The sequence below is a fragment of the Sorangium sp. So ce327 genome (assembly GCF_051530205.1).
In the GTDB taxonomy this organism is placed as follows: domain Bacteria; phylum Myxococcota_A; class Polyangia; order Polyangiales; family Polyangiaceae; genus Sorangium; species Sorangium cellulosum_B.
In genome coordinates, this window is record NZ_CP150330.1 from 13,306,215 (window position 1) to 13,325,253 (window position 19,039).

10 protein-coding genes are annotated in these 19,039 nt (G+C 68.0%); 4 read left to right on the forward strand and 6 right to left on the reverse strand.

What is annotated here, in order from left to right:
• The first annotated feature begins 114 nt into the window (after positions 1-114).
• The 4 genes from WME95_RS50000 (at position 115) to speB (ending at position 8,768) form a co-directional block, all read left to right on the forward strand.
• Positions 115-3,201: an AAA family ATPase gene (locus tag WME95_RS50000; RefSeq protein WP_437906229.1), complete on the forward strand. Its 3,087-nt coding sequence runs from the start codon at positions 115-117 to the stop codon at positions 3,199-3,201.
• A 216-nt stretch (positions 3,202-3,417) separates the two neighbouring features.
• Complete coding sequence (locus tag WME95_RS50005) at positions 3,418-5,634, forward strand: SulP family inorganic anion transporter (protein ID WP_437906230.1); 2,217 nt, start codon at positions 3,418-3,420, stop codon at positions 5,632-5,634.
• A 721-nt stretch (positions 5,635-6,355) separates the two neighbouring features.
• Positions 6,356-7,447: a polyamine ABC transporter substrate-binding protein gene (locus tag WME95_RS50010; protein ID WP_437906231.1), complete on the forward strand. Its 1,092-nt coding sequence runs from the start codon at positions 6,356-6,358 to the stop codon at positions 7,445-7,447.
• Positions 7,448-7,760: 313 nt separating this feature from the next.
• Positions 7,761-8,768, forward strand: a complete 1,008-nt coding sequence (gene speB, locus WME95_RS50015; RefSeq protein ID WP_437906232.1) for an agmatinase — start codon at positions 7,761-7,763, stop codon at positions 8,766-8,768.
• Between the two features lie 134 nt (positions 8,769-8,902).
• Here the strand turns inward: speB and WME95_RS50020 are convergent, their stop codons facing one another.
• The 6 genes from WME95_RS50020 to WME95_RS50045 all read right to left on the reverse strand — a co-directional run bounded on the left by WME95_RS50020 (position 8,903) and on the right by WME95_RS50045 (position 18,637).
• Complete coding sequence (locus WME95_RS50020; RefSeq protein ID WP_437906233.1) at positions 8,903-9,754, reverse strand: carbon-nitrogen hydrolase family protein; 852 nt, start codon at positions 9,752-9,754, stop codon at positions 8,903-8,905.
• 84 nt (positions 9,755-9,838) lie between these two features.
• Entirely contained in the window at positions 9,839-11,350 is a 1,512-nt protein-coding gene (locus tag WME95_RS50025) for a flavin monoamine oxidase family protein (RefSeq protein WP_437906234.1), read from the reverse strand.
• A gap of 823 nt (positions 11,351-12,173) precedes the next feature.
• On the reverse strand, positions 12,174-15,140 hold the full coding sequence (locus WME95_RS50030) for a TonB-dependent receptor domain-containing protein (protein ID WP_437906235.1): 2,967 nt from the start codon (positions 15,138-15,140) through the stop codon (positions 12,174-12,176).
• Positions 15,141-15,808: 668 nt separating this feature from the next.
• Positions 15,809-16,639 (reverse strand): ABC transporter permease, encoded by an 831-nt coding sequence (locus WME95_RS50035; RefSeq protein ID WP_437906236.1) that lies wholly within the window; start codon positions 16,637-16,639, stop codon positions 15,809-15,811.
• Complete coding sequence (locus WME95_RS50040; protein ID WP_437714594.1) at positions 16,636-17,529, reverse strand: ABC transporter permease; 894 nt, start codon at positions 17,527-17,529, stop codon at positions 16,636-16,638. Before WME95_RS50040 ends, WME95_RS50035 begins: the two co-directional genes overlap by 4 nt.
• Positions 17,522-18,637, reverse strand: a complete 1,116-nt coding sequence (locus tag WME95_RS50045; protein WP_437548147.1) for an ABC transporter ATP-binding protein — start codon at positions 18,635-18,637, stop codon at positions 17,522-17,524. Before WME95_RS50045 ends, WME95_RS50040 begins: the two co-directional genes overlap by 8 nt.
• Between the last annotated feature and the right edge of the window lie 402 nt (positions 18,638-19,039).

The following is a 19,039-nucleotide window of genomic DNA, read 5'->3' on the forward strand; positions in this document are numbered from 1 at the left end:
TCGAAGATCCCCGTATTCATCCGTTCCCGCCGGCAGTAGACTCCAGGCTCTGCGTCCCGCAGACGCGCTTCCCAGGCCGATTCCAAGCGGGATCCGTTGCTGAGGAGCAAGGAAATGAACCCGCTCGTCCCCGACTTCATCATCCAGCAAGACGCTCTCGGCAACACCGAGGGCAGCTTCACGGGGGCGGTGCTGATGATCGACATCCCCGGCTTCACCGAGCTCACGGAGAAGCTGATGCAGCACGGCCGCGCGGGCGCGGAGACGCTCGCCGGCACGCTCCGGTACTACTTCGACCCGCTCATCGCCGCGGTCCACCACGCCGGGGGCTTCATCACGAACTTCGCGGGCGACGCGTTCACGGCGCTGTTCCAGGACACGCCGGACCGCAAGGTCGCCGAGTACGTGCTCGGCGCGGCGCTCGCGATGCGCGACCTGTTCGCGGAGCACCCCGAGCGCGACACGCCCTTCGGCAGCTTCCCGTTCTCGTTCCGGATGGGGCTCGCGTGGGGCTCGGTCGAGTGGGGCATCGTCCGCATCTCCCCTGAGCGCGCGTACTACCACTTCCACGGGCAGGCGCTCGCCGCGTGCGTCGCGATCGAGCGGCAAGCGCTGAAGGGCGACATCCTCCTCGACCGCGCGCTCTGCGATCGCATCCCGCCCGCGAGCGCGAAGTACCACGGCGAGGGCGTCTACAAGCTCGGCGACGTGCCGGCGCCCAGGATGCCGCAGGTCCCGAGGAACCCGCCGCGCGGCGAGGGCACCGCGTTCGTGGCGAGGGGCGTCGCGGACATGCCGCCGGAGGGCGAGTTCCGCAACGTCACGAGCGTCTTCCTCTCGTTCGAGCAGATCCCGAGCTTCGCGGAGCTCACGCGCCTCCTGCACGAGCTCTCCGAGCTCTACGGCGGCACCTTCACGGGCATCGACGCGGGCGATCTCGGCATCGCCGCGCTGATCCACTTCGGCGCCCCGATCACCCACGAGAACGACAACGATCGCGCGCTCGACTTCGCGCTGGAGCTGAAGAAGCGCGGCCTCCGGCAGATGCGCCTCCGCGCCGGGATCACGCGCGACGTCCGGTACGCCGGCTTCAACGGCGGCACCGAGCGCCACGAGTTCGCCTGCATCGGCCGCGCGACGAACCTCGCCGCGCGCCTCGTCGCGAAGGCCCCCTGGTCGGCGATCTGGGCCGACGAGCAGGTCTTCCGCGCCGGTGAGACGAGCTATCAGTGGACGACGGAGAACATCTTCCGGTTCAAGGGCTTCGATCTGCCCATCCTCGTCTACTCGCTGGAGCGCCGCCGCATCTCGGTCCAGAAAGAGTTCTACGACCTCGGCCTCATCGGCCGCGAGGCGGAGATCGAGCAGCTCGTTCGCTACGTCGGGCCGATCTTCGAGGGCAAGCCGGCCGGGATCACGTACATCGACGGCGAGCCGGGGCTCGGGAAGAGCTACCTCGTGCAGCGCTTCCGCCACCGGTGCGAGGAGCACCAGAGCGACCGGCCCTTCCTGTGGATCGACGCGCGCTGCGACCAGACGCTCCAGAGCTCGCTGAACGCGTTCGAGTTCGCGCTGAAGGAGTACTTCTGGGAGTCCTCCGCGCTCGGCAAGGAAGAGAAGCTCACGAACTTCGACGACGCGTTCGAGTACCTCCTCGAGCGCCTGCCCGAGAGCCAGGCCGCGCTGAAGCGCGAGCTCGATCGCGCGCGCTCGGTGTTCGCCGCGCTCATCGGCATTCGCTGGGAGGACTCGCCGTACGAGCGCCTGCACCCGAAGCTCCGGTACACGAGCACGCTCTCGGCGCTGAGCTTCGTCTTCCTCGCCGAGGCGTCGCTCCAGCCGGTGATCCTGCACCTCGAGGACGCGCACTGGGCCGACGAGGACTCGCTCGAGGCGGTGCGCGTGATCGCGCGCGCGTGCCGGGGGCTGCCCATCGCGATCATCTGTACGACGCGGCGCAAGGACGACGGCACCCCCGTCCGCATCCCGCTCGACCCGGGCATCTCCGAGAACGTGATCGAGCTGAAGCCGCTGCCGCGCGAGCAGCTCCTCGCGCTCGCGGTCCCGTTCTTCGGCGGTCCGATGCCGGACATGCTCGCGACGCTCCTCTGCGAGACGGCCGGCGGCAACCCGTTCTTCGCGCAGGAGATCCTCGCCTACTGGCTCGAGGACGGGCGCTACGGCTCGAGCTCGAGCTCCATCTCGATCTCGAACACGTTCATGCCGCCGAAGAACGTGAACAGCCTGCTCATCTCGCGCCTCGACCGGCTCGACGCGAAGGTGAAGCAGACGATCGTCGCCGCGGCCGTCCTCGGGCGCGAGTTCGACCTGCGCGTGCTCGCGCTGATGCTCCCCGACGCCTCCGTGCTCGAGGAGCACGTGCGCATCGGCGAGGCGCAGTGCATCTGGTCGCAGATGACGGAGCGGCGCTTCCAGTTCAGCAACGCGCTCCTCCGCAACGCGGCCTACGAGATGCAGTCCCGCGCGCGGCTCCAGGAGCTCCACCGGCTCGCGGCCGAGGCGATCGAGAGCCTCTACGGCGACGACCTCGAGGACCAGCTCGTCGCGCTCGGCCGCCACTGGCGCCGCGCGGGCAAGGTGGACCACGCGCGCCGCTACTTCCTCGCGGGCGCCCGCAAGGCGGCGGCGCGCTACGCCCACGAGGAGGCGACCCGCCTCTACCGCGTCTACTTCAAGCTCTCGCCGGAGCCGACGCCCGAGAGCGTCGTCGTGCGCTACGAGTTCGCCCGCGACGTCCTCGAGGCGAGGGGGCGGTACCAGGAGGCGCGGCAGGAGCACATCCGCGTGCTCACCGACGCCCAGAAGCTCGGCGATCGCGGGTCCGAGTCGCTCGGCTTCCTCGGCCTCGGCCGCACGCACTGGGCGATGCAGCAGCCGGACGACGCGCGCACCTACTGGGAGGAGGGGCTGCGCGCCGCGCGCGAGGCGGGCAACCTGCCGACCGAGGGGCTCACGCTCGCGAGCCTCGGGATGGCCTACGCCGTCCAGGGCCGGTACGACGCCGCCCGGACGCTCTACTCGCGCGCGATCTCGGTCGAGCGGCAGATCGGGAACCGGCGCGAGGAGGCGAGGCTCCTCGGGGAGTTCGCGAAGCTGCACCGGCTGAGCGGCCACCTCGGCGAGGCGGAGGCCCTGCAGGAGCAGGCCGCTGCCATCGAGCGTGAGCTGGGGGCTTCTTGAGCCGGTGGGGGACGCTGCCGTGCCCTCCGCCCACGCGAAAGCGACCCCGTCGTCCGACGTCGTCGCGCGTTCCCTAGATCGCGGCGCAGAGGCCCCGCCGGCCCGCGCGGCGCCGGCGCGCCCCGGCCCTCGCCGCCCTGCGAATTCCGCTGACAATCGATCACGAGGTCTCCCAAGAGCATGACACGACAGGCAACAAAGGAGTCACCTGCGCTGTTGAACGAGGAGCTCCTTGAGAAGGCGAAGCCTTCCAAGCTCATGCCCGCCGTGATCGCCGGAATGGTCTCGGGGACGCTGGTCGTCTCGTTCGATATCTCCCTCGGCGCGCTGATCTTCAACCACGGGCTCGCCGATTACCTCTCGAGAGGGATCGGCATCATCCTGATCAGCTCCGTCATCGTCGGCGTGATCGTGTCTCTCCTCAGCTCCTACAAGCCGGTGATCGCCGCGCCGCAGGAGGACGCCGCCGTCATTCTCGCCTCGATGGCGGCGGCGATCACGACGGCCATCGCGCAGAAGGACCCGGCGGCGAGCCCGTTCCCGACGGTCGTGGCCGCCATCGCGATCACCTCCGTGGTCGCAGGCGGCTTCTTCCTGCTGCTCGGGCTCCTACGGCTCGGCATCCTGGTCCGCTTCATCCCGTACCCCGTCGCCGGCGGCTTCATCGCTGGCGCCGGTTGGCTCCTCCTCCAGGGCTCGATCTCGGTCATGTCCGGGCAGCCATCGACGCTCGACATTTTTCCGACCGTGGTGATGGATCCGGAGCTCTTGAAGCGGGTCCTGCCGGGCCTCGTGTTCGGCGTCCTGCTCCTCGTGGTGCTGCGCCGGTTCTCGTCGCTCCTGCTCCTCCCCGTGCTGCTCGGGGGCTCGATCGTGGTGTTCTACGTCTCTTTGGGGCTCGCCGGCGTGAGCGTGCAGCAGGTGCTCGAGGGTGGCTGGCTCCTTGGTCCGTTCCCGACCGCGTCGCTCTGGCCGCCGATCGGGGTCTCGGACCTCGCGAAGGTGGACTGGTCGGTCCTGTTCAGCAGCGCGGGCAACGTCGCCGCCGTGATGATCATGGCGGCCATCACCGTGCTGCTCAGCGCGTCAGGCGTCGAGCTCGCGACGGAGCAGGAGATCGATCTCGACCGCGAGCTTCGGGCCACGGGCGTCGCGAACATCGTCACGGGCCTCTTTGGCGGCATGGTCGGCTACCTGTCGCTGGCCGAGTCGTCGATGAGCTACAAGGCCGGCTCGAACAGCCGCATCTCAGGGCTGGTCGCGGCGGCCATCAGCTGCATCGTGCTCTTCGTCGGCGCCGAAGCCATCCTGTACTTCCCGCGCCCCGTCCTCGGGGGCCTGATCGCGTATCTCGGGTTCCACTTCCTCATCAACACGCTCTACGAGGGCTGGTTCCGGCTGCGGCGCATCGAGTACTTCGTCATCGTGGTGATCCTCCTTGTCGTCGCCGTCCGGGGCTTCCTCGTCGGCATCGGCGTGGGGCTCGGCGTCTCGTTCATCCTCTTCGCGCTCAGCTACAGCCGCATCGAGGTGGTGCGCAACGCCATCACCGGGGTCCACCTGCGCAGCAACGTCGCTCGCAGCGAGGGCGAGCTGGAGACCCTGACGGCGCGCGGCAAGCAGCTCTACGTGCTCCAGCTCCAAGGGTATATCTTCTTCGGGACGGCGTACAATCTGCTCTCGACCGCCCAGCAGCGCATCCAGAGCGACGACGACGAGAGGCCGCGTTACCTGCTGCTCGACTTCCTCCACGTCAACGGCATCGACTCGTCCGCCATCGCGAGCTTCCTCCGGCTCCGCAGGCTCGCCAAGTCGAACGGCGTCAAGCTCATCTTCACGGCGGTGCGTGACGACATCCGCAATCACCTCGAGCGGGGTGAGGTCTTCCTGGCCGAAGGCGACGAGGTCTCCCTGCTCTACCCGGATATCGATCGAGGTCTCGAGGCGTGTGAGAAGGAGATCATCGCAGACGCGCCGCCCAGCATGCTGCCGCCTCCGATGCTGTTCTACGATCTCCAGGATGTGTTCGGCGGTCGCCCGGAAATGCTACGTTTCAAGGACTACCTCGAGCGCGTGGAGCTCCCGGCTGGGTTCGATCTGTTCCGGGCCGGAGATATCTCGAAGGACCTCTACCTCATCGAGAACGGGGAGCTCACGGCCTGGGCCGAGATCGACGGAAAGAAGGAGAAGCGGCTCCGTACGATGGGGCCGGGGTCGGTCGTGGGCGAGTCCGGGCTCTACATGGGAGAGAAGCGGTCGGCGACGGTCACCGCCAGCGAGAAGTCCACGCTCTACCGGCTCTCGGAGGAGGCGCTGCAGCGAATGACGGCGGAGGCGCCCGAGCTGGCTGCAGCCTTCCACCACTTCGTGGTCACGCTGCTGGCCAAGAGGATCGTGCACGCGACGTCGCCCGTGAAAGCGCTGTTCAACTAGACTCGATCGGTCCGGCCTGGAGCGTTGCGTTCCGTGGAGACTCGCTTGCAGCATGGTGCGACGGCAGTACGCCTCCCGCCGGCGCGCGTCGCGCGCCGGGGAGCCGGCGTGTCCGCTCTTCAATGCTGCACGCGTGAGCACCTGGCTCCCGCAGATCCGATCGCGCACGACGCGCACGACGCGCACGACGCGCACGACGCGCACGACCACCGAGCGCAGCACGCGAGCATTGCCGTCCGGTGTTCCGGTAGCGTCGAAACACGCATTGCCGTGCCGCGGGCCGTTTCACCCGGGGGAGAACAATCTCGTGTAGACGCTATCCCGGAGGTGCGTGGATGCGCGGTGAACACACATTTGAATGCAATTTCGACGATCTCTTTCGGATTCAGAGCCACGGAATGTACGATTCGCCTAAGCTTGCGAACAGTCGTGGTTTCGCTCCGAATGAGAAGGCCAGTCGTGTTGCTTACCGCGCAACACATTTTCCTTGACAAGGGGACGCGCGCTTGCAATCCACGGTCCATAGGGTTGCTGCCGGGGCTGCCCGGCATCCCGCGCGCGTCCTACCGGCCGATGGGGGCCTCGGCCCGCAGACGCGCTCTGCTGGCTTTCGCTTCCCGAGATCCCAGAGGCCAGCATCGCGCCAGCGAACACCCGCAGGCCTGTCCGCCTTGAGCAGCTGGAGAAAGGACAACTTATGAAAACTCAACGTCGACCCCTGATGGTACTAGCCATTCTGTTGGGTGTCCTATCGATCGCCGCCTGCGGCAAAGATAAGGCTCCTTCTGAAGCACGTGCAGAGTCGGGCACCAAGGAAGCTCCGGCTCAGCCCTCCGAGCTCAGCGTCCTCATCTTCCCGAACTACCTGGACGACAAAAGCATCAAGGACTTCGAGACGCAGAACAACGCCCGTCTGCGGCTCACGATCTACGACTCCACCGAGGAGATGGAGAGCAAGCTCGCTTATGCGGGCGCCGACGCGCAGTACGATGTCGTCGTGATGGCGGCGCACGCCAGCGGGCGGCTCGCGCGGCGCGGGCTCATCCGCCCCCTGGATCACGCCCAGCTCCCCAACCTGAAGAACCTCGAGTCGCGGTTCTCGGGCCCGAACTTCGACGAGGGCAACAAGTACTCTATCCCTTACCAGTGGGGCACTGTCGCGATCATCTACAACAAGAAGAAGATCCCCAACATGGATCCGACGTGGGGCGTGCTCTTCGACGCCCAGAAGACGCCGGGCACGTTCGTGCTGATCGACGAGATGCGGGACATGGTCGGCGCGGCGCTGAAGTACAAGGGATTTTCCAGCAACACGTCGAAGCCTGAAGAGATCCGGGAGGCCGGGCGCATCCTCAAGGAGGCCAAGAGCAACCCGAAGTGCCTCGGCTTCAAGGGCGGCATCGGCGCGACGCAGGACGTGAAGGGCGGCTCCGTCGACATGGCGGTCGTCTGGAACGGGGACGCGCAGAAGGTCGTCTGGGAGGACAAGGATCGCCTCGCCCTCGTCATTCCGAAGGAAGGCTCCGTGATCTGGGTCGACGTGATGACCGTGCCCGCGAAGTCGCCGCACCCCGAGCTGGCTCACAAGTTCATCAATTACATGCTGACCCCCGACGGCGGCGCGCAGCTCTCGATGATGACGAAGTACGCGACCCCGAACAGCGCCGCGCAGGCCAAGCTGCCGGAGGAAGACCGCACGAACCAGCTCATCTACCCGACGGGCGATATGGCGACCCGCCTGGAGGCCCATCGTGATCTCGGCGAGTCGGCCAAGCTCTATGACGAGGTCTGGGCGGCCGTGAAATCGAACTGACCTTGAGGCGATGGCGCCAGCGAGGTGCTCGGCCTCCGATCACGCCGATGCCCATCCTGCGCGACGCGCCGGTGTCGAGCGCACGCCCGAGCTGGAATCAGGGCCGCTGCGTGGAGCCCCTGGCAAAACGGAATGCCCCGTTGCCACCGACGTGTCACTCTGGCGCGGCGCTCGTCTCGCCGGCGCGTCACCGACGCGTGCGCGACGAGCCCGGCTGGAGCGCACGGCGTAGCTCGCTGCCACCGGAGCGCACCGCGCCCGAGGCGCCCGACGCGACGAGGTGGAGTGCGTCGATCTGAACGTAAGGACCTCTATGGAAGATCATCGCTCCAAGACCACGGCTCGCGCGAGAGGCATGGTCGTAGACAACGCGTTCACGGCCGATGGCCTCTATGGCGTCCGGCGCGAGCCGACCTACAGCGGCGCGCTCTCCTTCCTGCGCCGCAAGTACACGCGCGACCTCACCGGCGTCGATGTGGCGGTCACCGGCATCCCGCTCGACACGGCGACCAGCAACCGCCCAGGGACGCGCTTCGGCCCGCGCGCGGTGCGGGAGGCCTCGGCGCACCTCGCGTGGAACCGCCCTTACGGCTACGAGTTCGATCCGCTCGACCGGCTCGCCGTGGTGGACTATGGCGACTGCGTCTGGGATTACGGGCGTCCGGAGGAGAGCCCTGTCGCCATCGAGGAGCACATCGGCCGGATCCTCGACGCCGGGGTGACGCCCCTCTCGATCGGGGGGGATCACTTCGTGAGCTATCCGATCCTGCGCGCCGTGTCCAAGCGCCGAGGGAAGCTCTCGCTGATCCATTTCGACGCTCACTCGGACACGTGGAGCGACGAGGTCGGATCGGGTCGGGTCGATCACGGCACCATGTTCTTCCACGCGGCGCGGGAGGGCCTCGTGGAGCCCAGCCGCTCGGCGCAGATCGGGCTCCGCACCTACAACGCCGATACGCTCGGCTTCCAGGTGCTCGACGCGCCCTGGGTTCATCGCCATGGCGCGAGGGCGGTGATCGAGCACGTTCGTAATATCGTCGGGGACCACGAGGTTTACCTGACGTTCGACATCGATTTCCTCGACCCGAGCTTCGCGCCCGGCACCGGCACGCCGGTCTGCGGGGGGCTGTCGACCGCGGTCGCGCTGGAGATCCTGCGGGGGCTCCAGGGCATCGCGCTCGTCGGCATGGACGTCGTGGAGGTCGCGCCCGCGTACGACGTGGGGGAAATCACGGCGCTGGCTGGCGCGACGATCGCGCACGAGGGGCTCGGGCTCATCGCGTGCCGGCCTGGCGCGCCCAAAGCAAGGGAGCCAGCCTAGAGCGGCGGTCACCCGCTTCGGATACGGGCCCATCTCGCCGTTTTCGGTGCTCAGCGCACCTGAGTGCGCTTCCGCGCCGAAAACGACGATCTGGGCCCGTCTCCTGTGCGGGAGACCGCCGCTCTGCGTCGGCTCTACGAGCGTTTCCGGCGGCGCGCTCGGTAGGGCGCGAAGACCGCTTCTGGGGAGTCTTCGGTGAACTGGCGGAGCACCCGGTTCAGGCCGCGCGTGCCGTGGGCGCGGACCGTCTGGACGCGGTCGAGATCGAGCACCTCTCCGAGGTACTCCTCGCCGGAGCCGCCCAGGAAGAGGACGCGGCCCTCGGGATCGACCGCGATGGAGCGGCCGCCGCCGATCTCCACCGCGGCGTTGACGTTCACCACATAACACTGGTTCTCGATCGCGCGGGCGCGGGCGAGCACGAGCTCCTCCTCGCGATCCGGCGTCGTGGTCAGCGTCGGGTGCAGGATCACCTCGGCGCCGCGCAGCGCAAGGCCGCGCGCGACCTCGGGATACCAGCCGTCGTAACAGATCATGAGCCCCAGCCGGCCGACGCGCGGGATGTCGAACACGGGCGCGGGCTCATCGCCCGGCGCACAGGTCTCGAAGGGCATCCAGGGATAGAGCTTGCGGTACCGCGCGACGAGCTTGCCGCTCGGCGAGAAGACGAGCGCGGTATTGTGCAGCTTGTCGCCCGCGCGCTCGTAGATCGACCCGGCGCAGAGCCACCTCCCGGCCCTGCGCGCGATGGCGCCGAGCCGCTTCGTGAGCGGCCCCGGGATCGGCTGGGCGAGCTCGTGCGATGGGGAAGTGTGGCGGAAGGGGTGATCCCCCGTGAGCCACAGCTCGGGAAACAGGTAGAGCTGCGCCTCGGGGAACGAGACCCCGAGCGTCTGCACCTCGCGCTCGAGCTTCTCGAGCGTCGCAGCAGGGTCGCCGGGCACGGGCCGGGACTGGACTCCGATGACGTGGAGGAGGCGAGCCATACGAGCGACGTTATACACCCCCTCCGCGGCGCGCGTTCGAGGGGCGTCGTGAACGTCGCGCCGGGGGGCGCCGTTCGAGCTCGCTCAGATGGTCGGCTCGATCGACCCGCGAGCCGCCGCGATCACCTCGGCCGTGGCGAAGTGCGCCGACTCGAGGGCACCCTGCGCCCAGCCCGTGTAGAGGCACGTGTGATCGCCGGCGAAGACGACGCGCCCCTCGCCGCGCTGGAGATCCGCGATCAGGTCGGTCTGATCGGGCCGGTACGCGGGCCAGCCGCCTCGCGTGTACGGCTGGTGGTGCCACGAGAACGACAGCCCCTTCTGGAAGTACTGCCGAGCGTTCGGGAAGAACGACTCCATCGTCTTGAGCCCGAACTCGATGCGATCGGCCGCGGTGGGCAGCTCGTCGAGCGCCGCGGCGTTGCGGTCCTGCACGTAGGCCGTGAGGATGCCCGGGGTGCCCGACTGGAGCGAGGTCAGGTCCCAAAGACGCTCGATGGGCGTGGTCGTGCAGGCCGCGAGCAGCCCGATGATGCCCTCATCCGCCCAGAACCGGTGCGAGAACTGGAAGTTGAGGCGGGTGACGGTGAACATCGGGATCTCCGACGCGGCGCGGTGCTTGGGGCCGGAGAGCGGCGGGTCGAACGCGACCTCGAGCAGGATGCGGTGGGGGAGCGCGCACACCACGAAGTCACCCTCGATCGTCTCGGGGTCCCCGTTCCTGAGGAACTCGACGGTCACGCCGTCCTCGCGGGAGATCACCCGCTGCACATGGGCCCCCTTGAGGATGCGATCGCCGAGATCGTCGGCGAACGCGGTGGTCAGCCGGTCGTTCCCGCCGGCGATCGCGTAGGTGTGGAACCACTTGGCGTCGAGCCGCTGGTTCGCCGACCAGGCGAGGCCGCTGAACATCTCGATCTCCGTCCCCTCGTACGCGCGGCAGATCTCCCTCGCGGCGTGCGAGGCCCCGGTCCGATCCAGGCTGCGGTAGAACGTCTCGCCCGAGAAGTCCTTGCGGACGGTGGCCGGTGGCCACTGCGTGTCCCGCGGGTCGCCGATCACCGAGAACGCCTTCGCCGCGAGCTGCAGGTTGAGGGACTCCGCGTCGATGTCCCGCTCTTCCGGAGAGAGCGGAAAGTCGGCAGGATAGTGCGCTTTGCCCCGCGAGGTGCTCAGGAAGCGATGGCCCATGACGTAGTACAGCTGCGTCGCGTCGAGCGGATACTCGAGGATCTCCAGCCCGAAGTGGCGCGCATAGGCGAGCGTGAGGACGTGGGTGTCGGCGATCCGGGTGACGCCGAGCTCCGCGTACTGGTCGCCGAAGTGGTTCCGGAGCGTGTAGAAGCGGCCGCCTACACGGTCATTCCGCTCGAGGATGATCGGGTCGAACCCGGCCTTCCGCAGCGACCATGCGGTGCACAGCCCTGAAATCCCGCCGCCGAGCACGATGACACGGCGCCCGCCGCCGACGCTCGGCCACTCAGGTAGGGTGTCCCACATCTGTGGCAACATCTCCCCTGCGGCCGCGAGGCGACGCCGGTCGTAGACGGAAGCGAACGACTGCTCGGGGACATCGATCGGGCGGTCGGGCAACATGGACCTCTTGCTCGGGCTGGCTGACGATCGTCAGGTTGGCAAAAACGCCTTCAAGATGGCGCGCCGCGGGCGGCATACCCGACGCGCGCTCTTCTCGTGACCTAGGGTTCGGCGCGAAGATCGGCGCCCATCGCTCTCCTGGTCGCTCCTGGTCACGGCGCGATCCGCCGAACGGCGCGCCCATGGGTCCGCCGTCGCTCCGGACCGCGCGCGCCGTGTGTCGCGTGATCCGAGGTCGAGGAGCGGATATTCACGAGTGACCATGATGGACAAGCGATGTTTTGCTTTCAAGCAAAATCATGACCGCGCGGATTGCCACGAGAGTGTGCGGGCGTCCGATGATGTGGTCACTCGGTCTCACGTGCCTGCGCATCGCCAGATCGCCGCTTTGTCGACGACGGTCATGAGGCGAGCGCACCGCTCCACACCAGCGCGCCTCGATCCTGGATTGCGGAGGATCGTGCGTGATTTGCGCCCCGGCGCACGATTTGCGTCGGGCAAGGAAACACACGAGAGCGCTGCATACCACGCGAGGCCGGTCCAGGCGCTGAGTTCACGCGAGACGCTGAATTCGAGCGTGGCGCGAACCGCGTGCAGCGGCGGAGCTCCTGTCAGAGTGGAACGGTGGCGCAGCTGTGGCTTGCGCCACGCCTGGAATGGATGAGGCCGCCAGAGCGACGCCGCTCGATGGCCCGCGGGGCGCGAGGCTACGCGCTGCGCGGGCCGCCCTGCGCCGCGGTCGAGCAGGGCGGCGCGGGGGCGGAGCGCCGAGGGGTGATGGGCGTGAGGTGGAGAGCGCGCGGCTAGGACGGCCGCGCGATGATCAGAAGTTCAGGTTGGCAGAGAGGAGGAAGGTGCGGCCTGCCTGCGGCATCCTGGTCGCCGTGAACTGGGGCGAGATGGGGGCCTCGTATTCCCAGTCGGCGACGTTGTAGACGCCCATGTTGTAGCGGAGGCCGGCCACGTCCGTCTGACCGGAGAGGACGACGTCCCAGATCACCGCGGGGTCGGTCTCCTTCAGGTTCTTGTCGATGCGCGGCGACTCGACGGTGAGGCGCGTCGACAGCATCAGCGCCTTTCCGAACAGCGGCACGGTCCCCTTGACGGCGGCCATGTGCTCCGGCGAGTTGGGCACCTTCTTGAGCACGTCGTCGACGTCTCCCTTATCGAGGTACCGCGCCCGTGCATAGGAGTAGGAGAGAGAGGCCATCCAGCCCTGGCGCCACTCGCGGCGCAGCTCGGCCTCCGCGCCCAGCACGAGGATCGGCTCCTTGGTGTTGTCGTACCTCCCCGGGTTATCTGGCGTGAACAAGCCCGTCTGCGCGATCATGTCGGTCATGTAGTTCACGTACCCCGCGCCGAGCAGGGAGAGCGTGGACGAGAGCCGGTGCGTGAACTCGACCTCTCCCGAGAGCACGCTCTCGGGACCGATCCGCTCTTCCTCCGCCTCCTCGGGATTGTACCCCGGGGCAAGATTGCCTACGGGCACCTGCAGGAAGAGCTCGTAGATGGGCGGAGCGCGGAACGCGCGGCCGCCGGTCACCTTCAGGTTGCCCCCTTCGTAGGGCTTGACGACGAGCGCGATACGCGGGCTGATCCCGGAGTTGAAGCTGAGCTTTTTCGCAGGCTCGTCACTGCTATAGTTGTAATAGTCGATACGAGCACCCGCGGAGATGCGGACGCGGTCGGACGGGACGAAGTCGACGACGCCGTAGCCAGCGAGGATCTGGTAAGGGTGCGCGTCGAACAGACCTTCATCTCGCGCATTGAAGATGGCGACATCATCCTTGTTGATTATGCCGTCGTTGTTGAGATCATCATCGTCATCGCTGGTGGCGCCAGCAACAGGCCCCTCAACGTTACCATCCTGGTCAACGTCCTGTCTCTCGACCGGGACGGGAAGGATGAGCGAGTCGGTGCAGGGTTGGTTGGGGAGGCAGACGGTCTCCTCGATGCGCTGCCGGCCGACGAAGTGCATCTGGCCTTCGACGCCCACGGTGACCTTCAGCTGTGGAAACGGCGTGATCTCGAATCGCTGATCCGCGAGCAAAAACATGTCCTGGTACTTCTCGACATCGGAGATCTGGGTGCCGGTGCTGTCGTTCACCAGCCACAGCGTGTCGTCATAAAACTGGATGTCGTAGGCCACGCGGGTGACCGTCGAGAAGGTGTCCGAGATCCGCGGCGCGAACGTGACCTCGGCGAACCCGCGCCTGTCGCGGTAAAACGTCCTGTCGTCGCCGACGACGGTCTTGTTGGCGCCGCTCGGGAGCGCCTTCCTGCGCTCGTTGTAGAACACCTGCGCCGAGAGGGACTTGTACCAGAGCCGCCCCTGGATCGTCCCGACATTGAAGTGGTCGGCGTCGCGGGTGTTGGGATCCCTGTTCTTCCACTGCTCATCGATTCCGGTCGGTTCGGTCGGGATCGGCAGGAAGTAGTCTCGCCCTTGGCTGTGGCCGCCGGCGACCGACAGCCACATGCCGGAGTCGCGCCCGAAGGGCACCTGCGCCTGGGCGCGGCCCCGGATGAAGCCGTGCTGCGCCGCGCCCACGCCGACGCCCGCGCCGAACGACGTCGGGCGGCCCTTGGTCACGATGTTGATGACGCCGACGAACGCGCCCGTACCGTAGAGCAGCGAGCCCGGGCCGCGGACGACCTCGATCCGCTCGACGTCCTCCAGGTCGGTGCGCGCGGCTTGATCGGCGAAGGCGAGGCCGTCCCAGGTGTCGTTGATCGAGTGCCCGTTGAGCAGCACGAGCACGCGGTTGCTGTAGTCGCCAGGGATGCTGATCCCGCGGATGCCAACCCAGGAGTAGGTGCCGTCGTACGTCGTGTAGACGCCGCGCATGCCCCTCAAGGCCTCCGCGACGGTCGGATACCCCATCGCGCGGAGCTCCTGGCCCGAGATGATCGTGACCGAGCCGGGCGCGTCCTCGACGGCCTCCGCCGTACGCGACGCGGCCTCGACCTCCTCGAGCTGCCGGAGGGAGATGTCGATCCGGGTCTGCTGTCCGGCCATCACGTTGGCCGACTGCTCGACCGGGCGGAAGCCGCGCAGCGAGACGCGCACGCGGCGCTGGCCGCTCTGCACGTTGAGGACCGCGGGCGTGAAGCCCATCGGCTTTCCGTCGACCTCGACGAGCGCGTCGCGCTCGTCCGCGTTGACGACGAGGCTGCCGGTGAGCGGGTTGAGCCGGTAACGCGCGGTCACCGTGCTCGCGGCCGCCACGTTCACGTCCTGCTCCGACGGCTGGTACCCCTCCTGCGAGAGGTAGAGGCGGTGCCGGCCAGGAGGCAGCGTGAGATCGCACGGCGCGGTGCACGCCGGGGGGCCGCTCGCGTCGTTGACCCGCACCGTCGTGCCCGCCATCTCACCGACCACGCGCACCGTCCCGACGATGCGCTTCAGCTTGACCGCGACGTTGGTTTGCTCGCCGATCTTCGCCTCGACGTTCTCGACCTCCGCCGGCTCGTACCCCTCGAGATCGACGATGATCTTGTGCTTGCCGGGCTGGAAGCCGAGGAGGCGGGGCGTGCTGCCGCGGCCGCCGAGATCGCGGCGGTTGATGTACACCGTCGCTCCGGGCGGGTCCGTCGTCACGTTGATGACGGCGACGTTGGGCCGGATGCGCGCGAGCGCCTCCTCGATGGCCGGCCTGCGCGCGGCGTTGGGCTCGAGATCGAGCGCCTGAACGTAGTAGCGAAATGCGTCTGGATACTCCTGGAGAGCCTCGTAAGTTCGGGCGATGTTGAAGATGACGTTTCGGTTCGGGACAAGCCGGTTCGACACCAGGAAGTGCTCCAGGGCGCCCCGGTAGTCACGCGCCGAATAGCGCTCCGTGGCGATCCTGAAGTGCAGATCGGCCTCATCGGCCAGATCATCCGCCCAGGCAGGCCGACCGGAGAATGTGAGGAGTGCTACGAGTATGAGTAGGAGTGCGGAGCGACGAAAGCTCATCTTTCGATCTCGATTCCCAACGGTCGAAGTGGAGCGCAAAGCGCCGTCCGCCGGGTCCAGCCGTCACGCAAAAACCCGGCGAGCTTGGGACGAAACAGCCGCATTGCCGGGTCAGCTTACCGTAAGCCGTCAGCTGATCCAACCTGTTCGCACAGGCGGCCGTGGACCTCACGCCGGCGTGGACGCCGCTGTGTAGGCGCCGTGCGCGGAGCGCATGACAGAGTGAGCGGAACCCGGGGCGGCGCGCGGTCCGGGCCCGGCGCCCCGCAGGAGGCCCCGTCAGGCAAGCGCTCGAGCTCGGCGCCCCTAGGCTGGGCCGCGCGAGCCAGAGCGAGGTGGAGCGCTGGTCAGGCCCAGCGAGAAGGTGAACAAGGGCGGTGCATCGCTGCGCTGACGCGCAGGAGTCCTCCCGGCGCCGCGCGGCGCGCGCGAGCCCCTTGGCCGCCCGGCGCCCGGCGCGCCGAACTCCGCCGCGTCCGCCGCGAGCCCGGCCCGGCGGCTCAATTGTGCCTCCAGCGGGTGAGCCGCTCCAGGATCATGATGGACACCGCCACGCCGATCAGGAGGAGCGTTGAAATCGCGAACAGGTCGGTCCGCACGCCTCGCATCTGAGATTGGTAGACGTAGAGCGGGAGCGTGACCGAGCGTGGGCCGGACGTGAAGAAGCTGATCACGAAGTCGTTGAGCGACAGCGTGAACGCCAGCATGGCGCCCCCCACGATCGCCGGCCACAGGAGGGGGAGCGTGACCCTCCGGAAGTGGATCCAGGGCGACGCATAGAGGTCCATCGCGGCCTCGCTCAGCGTCGGCCCGATGGCGACGAGCCGACTGCGGACGATGAGCGTCACGAAGGCGATCTCGAACGTCACATGACCGATGATCATCGTCGTCATGCTGGGCTCGAACCAATGGTCCACCACGCGGCGGAGCACGTTGAACGCCATGACCAGCACCGCCGCGAACGTGATGTCGGGGGCGACCGCCGGGATGTCCACGATCGACTCGAGCACGCGACTCACGGAGCTCGGCCACGGAAAGTGCATCCCCAGGGCGAGCAGCGTCCCGAGGACCGTCGCGATGAGCGTGGAGGCGCCGCCGAGCATCAGGGTGTTCACGGCGACCTCGCGGATCTCCATGGCACGCCGGTTGGTCTCGGGATCGGCGAAGAGATCGAGGTACCAGCGGACCGAGAAGCCCGTCCAGAGCAGGCCCCGCTCCGCGGCGTTGAACGAGTAGACGGCGACCGCGAAGAGCGGCAGGTAGAGGAGCGCGAAGCCGAAGAAGGCGGCGATCGTCGTCAGCGCGCGCCAGAGGCCCCGGCCGAGCTTCACAGGATCTCCACGGAGCGCCCATTCCGGCGGTAGAGGGACACGCCGCCCAGCGTCAGGACGATGAGCACCAGGCTGAGCGCCGCGCCGTAAGGGATGTTCCTCCCCGGGCCGAACTGGTGCTGGATGAGGTTCCCTATCAGCCAGTGCTTCGCGCCGCCGAGCATGTCGCTCACGACGAAGACGCTCATCGCAGGGACGTACGTGAGGAGGACTGCGACGCTGAGGCCCGGGAGGGTCTGCGGCAGGATCGCCGCGAGGAAGATGCGCAGCCGCGACGCATAGAGGTCCTGCGCGGCCTCGACGAGCGACCAGTCGAGACGATCGATGCTCGTGTAGAGGGGGACCACCGCGAAGGGGAGGGAGGCCGCGACGAGGCCGATCGTGACCGCCGTCCAGCTGGGATAGACGTCGCGGCCCGGGTCGATCCACCCGAGCCAGGCGGCGAGCTTGGCAGGCAGGAGCTGCGCCGACAGGAGGAGCTTCCAGCTGAACGTGCGGATCACGAGGTTCGTGCAGAGCGGGACGATGATGAGCGCGAGCCAGAAGAACCGCCGGCGCCGCGAGCCGCGCGCGATGAAGAAGGCCATCGGATAGGCGAGCATCACGGAGGCGGTCGTCACGACCAGCGCGAGGACGATGCTCCTGATGAGGATGCGCGCGTTCTCGCCGGACGCGGAGCCGAAGATGCGCTCGAACGACTCGAACGACAGCTCCCAGAGCAGGGCGCCGTCCGCGTCGCGCTTGAGGAACGACACGACGAGGAGCGCCAGGCTCGGCAAGAGGAGGAACACGGACAGCCAGGAGACGCCGCCCGCGATGAACAGGGACCCCCGCGCGAGGAGCCTGCGCCGCGTCGTGAGCTGTCCGTACCAGACCGTGGGCTCAGTCACTGAGCACCTCGAGCCGCTCGGCGGGCAGGGCGAGCCAGACCGAGGAGCCGGGCTTGAGCCGCGAGCGGGGGCTGAGCTGCACGCGCAGCGGCCCGGGCTCGATGATGAGCTCCACGTGATCGCCGCGGTAGAAGCTCTCCTTCACCACGCCGCGCACGCCGTTCTCCGCCGGCTCGTTCTCGCAGAGCTCGATCCACTCGGGGTGGATCGCGAGCGTGCCGTACTCCCACTGAGGCTTGGTCTGCACCCTCAGCGCGCCCACCGTCGTGAAGACGAGCGTGGCGCCGACGCGCTGCGCGGAGATGAGGTTGGCCGCGCCGAAGAACTCGGCGGCGAAGCGGCTCTGCGGCCGCTCGTAGACCTCGGCCGTCACCCCCTGCTGCTCGATGCGGCCCTTGTTCATCAGCACGATGCGGTCCGAGACGGTCATCGCCTCGTCCTGATCGTGCGTGACGAGCACGAACGTCTTCCCGAGCGCGCGCTGGAGCCGGCGCAGGTCGAGCTGGACCTCGGCGCGCAGCTTCGCGTCGAGCGCCGACATCGGCTCGTCGAGCAGCAGCACCTCAGGCTCGTTGACGACCGCGCGCGCGAGCGCGACTCGCTGCTTCTGACCGCCCGAGATCTGGTGCGGATACCGCTCCGCGAGGTCATCGAGCTTCAGCATCGAGAGGCTCGAACGCACGCGCTCGCGCACCTCGGGATCAGGGAAGCTGCGCGACCTCAGGCCGAAGGCCACGTTCTCGAACACGGTCAGATGCGGGAACAGCGCATAGTTCTGGAACACGGTGTTCACCGGCCTGCGGTTCGCCGGCAGGTGGTCAACCGCCCTGCCCGCGAGCAGGATCTGCCCCCGATCGGCGCGATCGAGCCCCGCGATGATGCGGAGCAGCGTCGTCTTGCCGCAGCCGGAAGGCCCGAGGAGCGTGACGAACTCGCCGGCCTCCGCCGTGAACGACACGTCGTTCAGTATCTGTGTCTTACCGAAGCTCTTGCTGACGTTCTCTACAACGAGGCTGCATCCCGGGTTGCGCTCGGCCGCGCTCTCGGTCTGGGGCGTCATGCTGCGCTGCCCCGGCGACGAGAAGAAGTCTCTCAACCTCTGGATCACCCCAGCAAACCCTTTGCGCGTGGCGCTTTCCGAACCGCATCCGAAGCCTCGGAGCGTACTACGCAGACCATGATGCCCTCCCGTTGTCAACTGGGTGCGCGCCGGGCTGACCGGCTGAGCGGCGCGCGCCCGGCCGGGCTCTTTTCGCTCGCAGGCGGCGTACGCTACCGCCCTTCCCCTGGGCGTGCCACCTTTCTGCCGATCCTGCTCGAGGCGCGCTCCAGCGCCGCGCAGGGCCCGCGCGTCGCTGGAGCGCGCCCAATGCGTTCGGAGCGCGCTCCCCCTGCGCGTTCGGGCGCGCTGCCCACGCGCTGCCCACGCGATGCCCACGCGTTCGCGGCGCGCTGCCCACGCGTTCGCGGCGCGCTGCCCGCGCGTTCCCCACGCGGTCCCCACGCACTG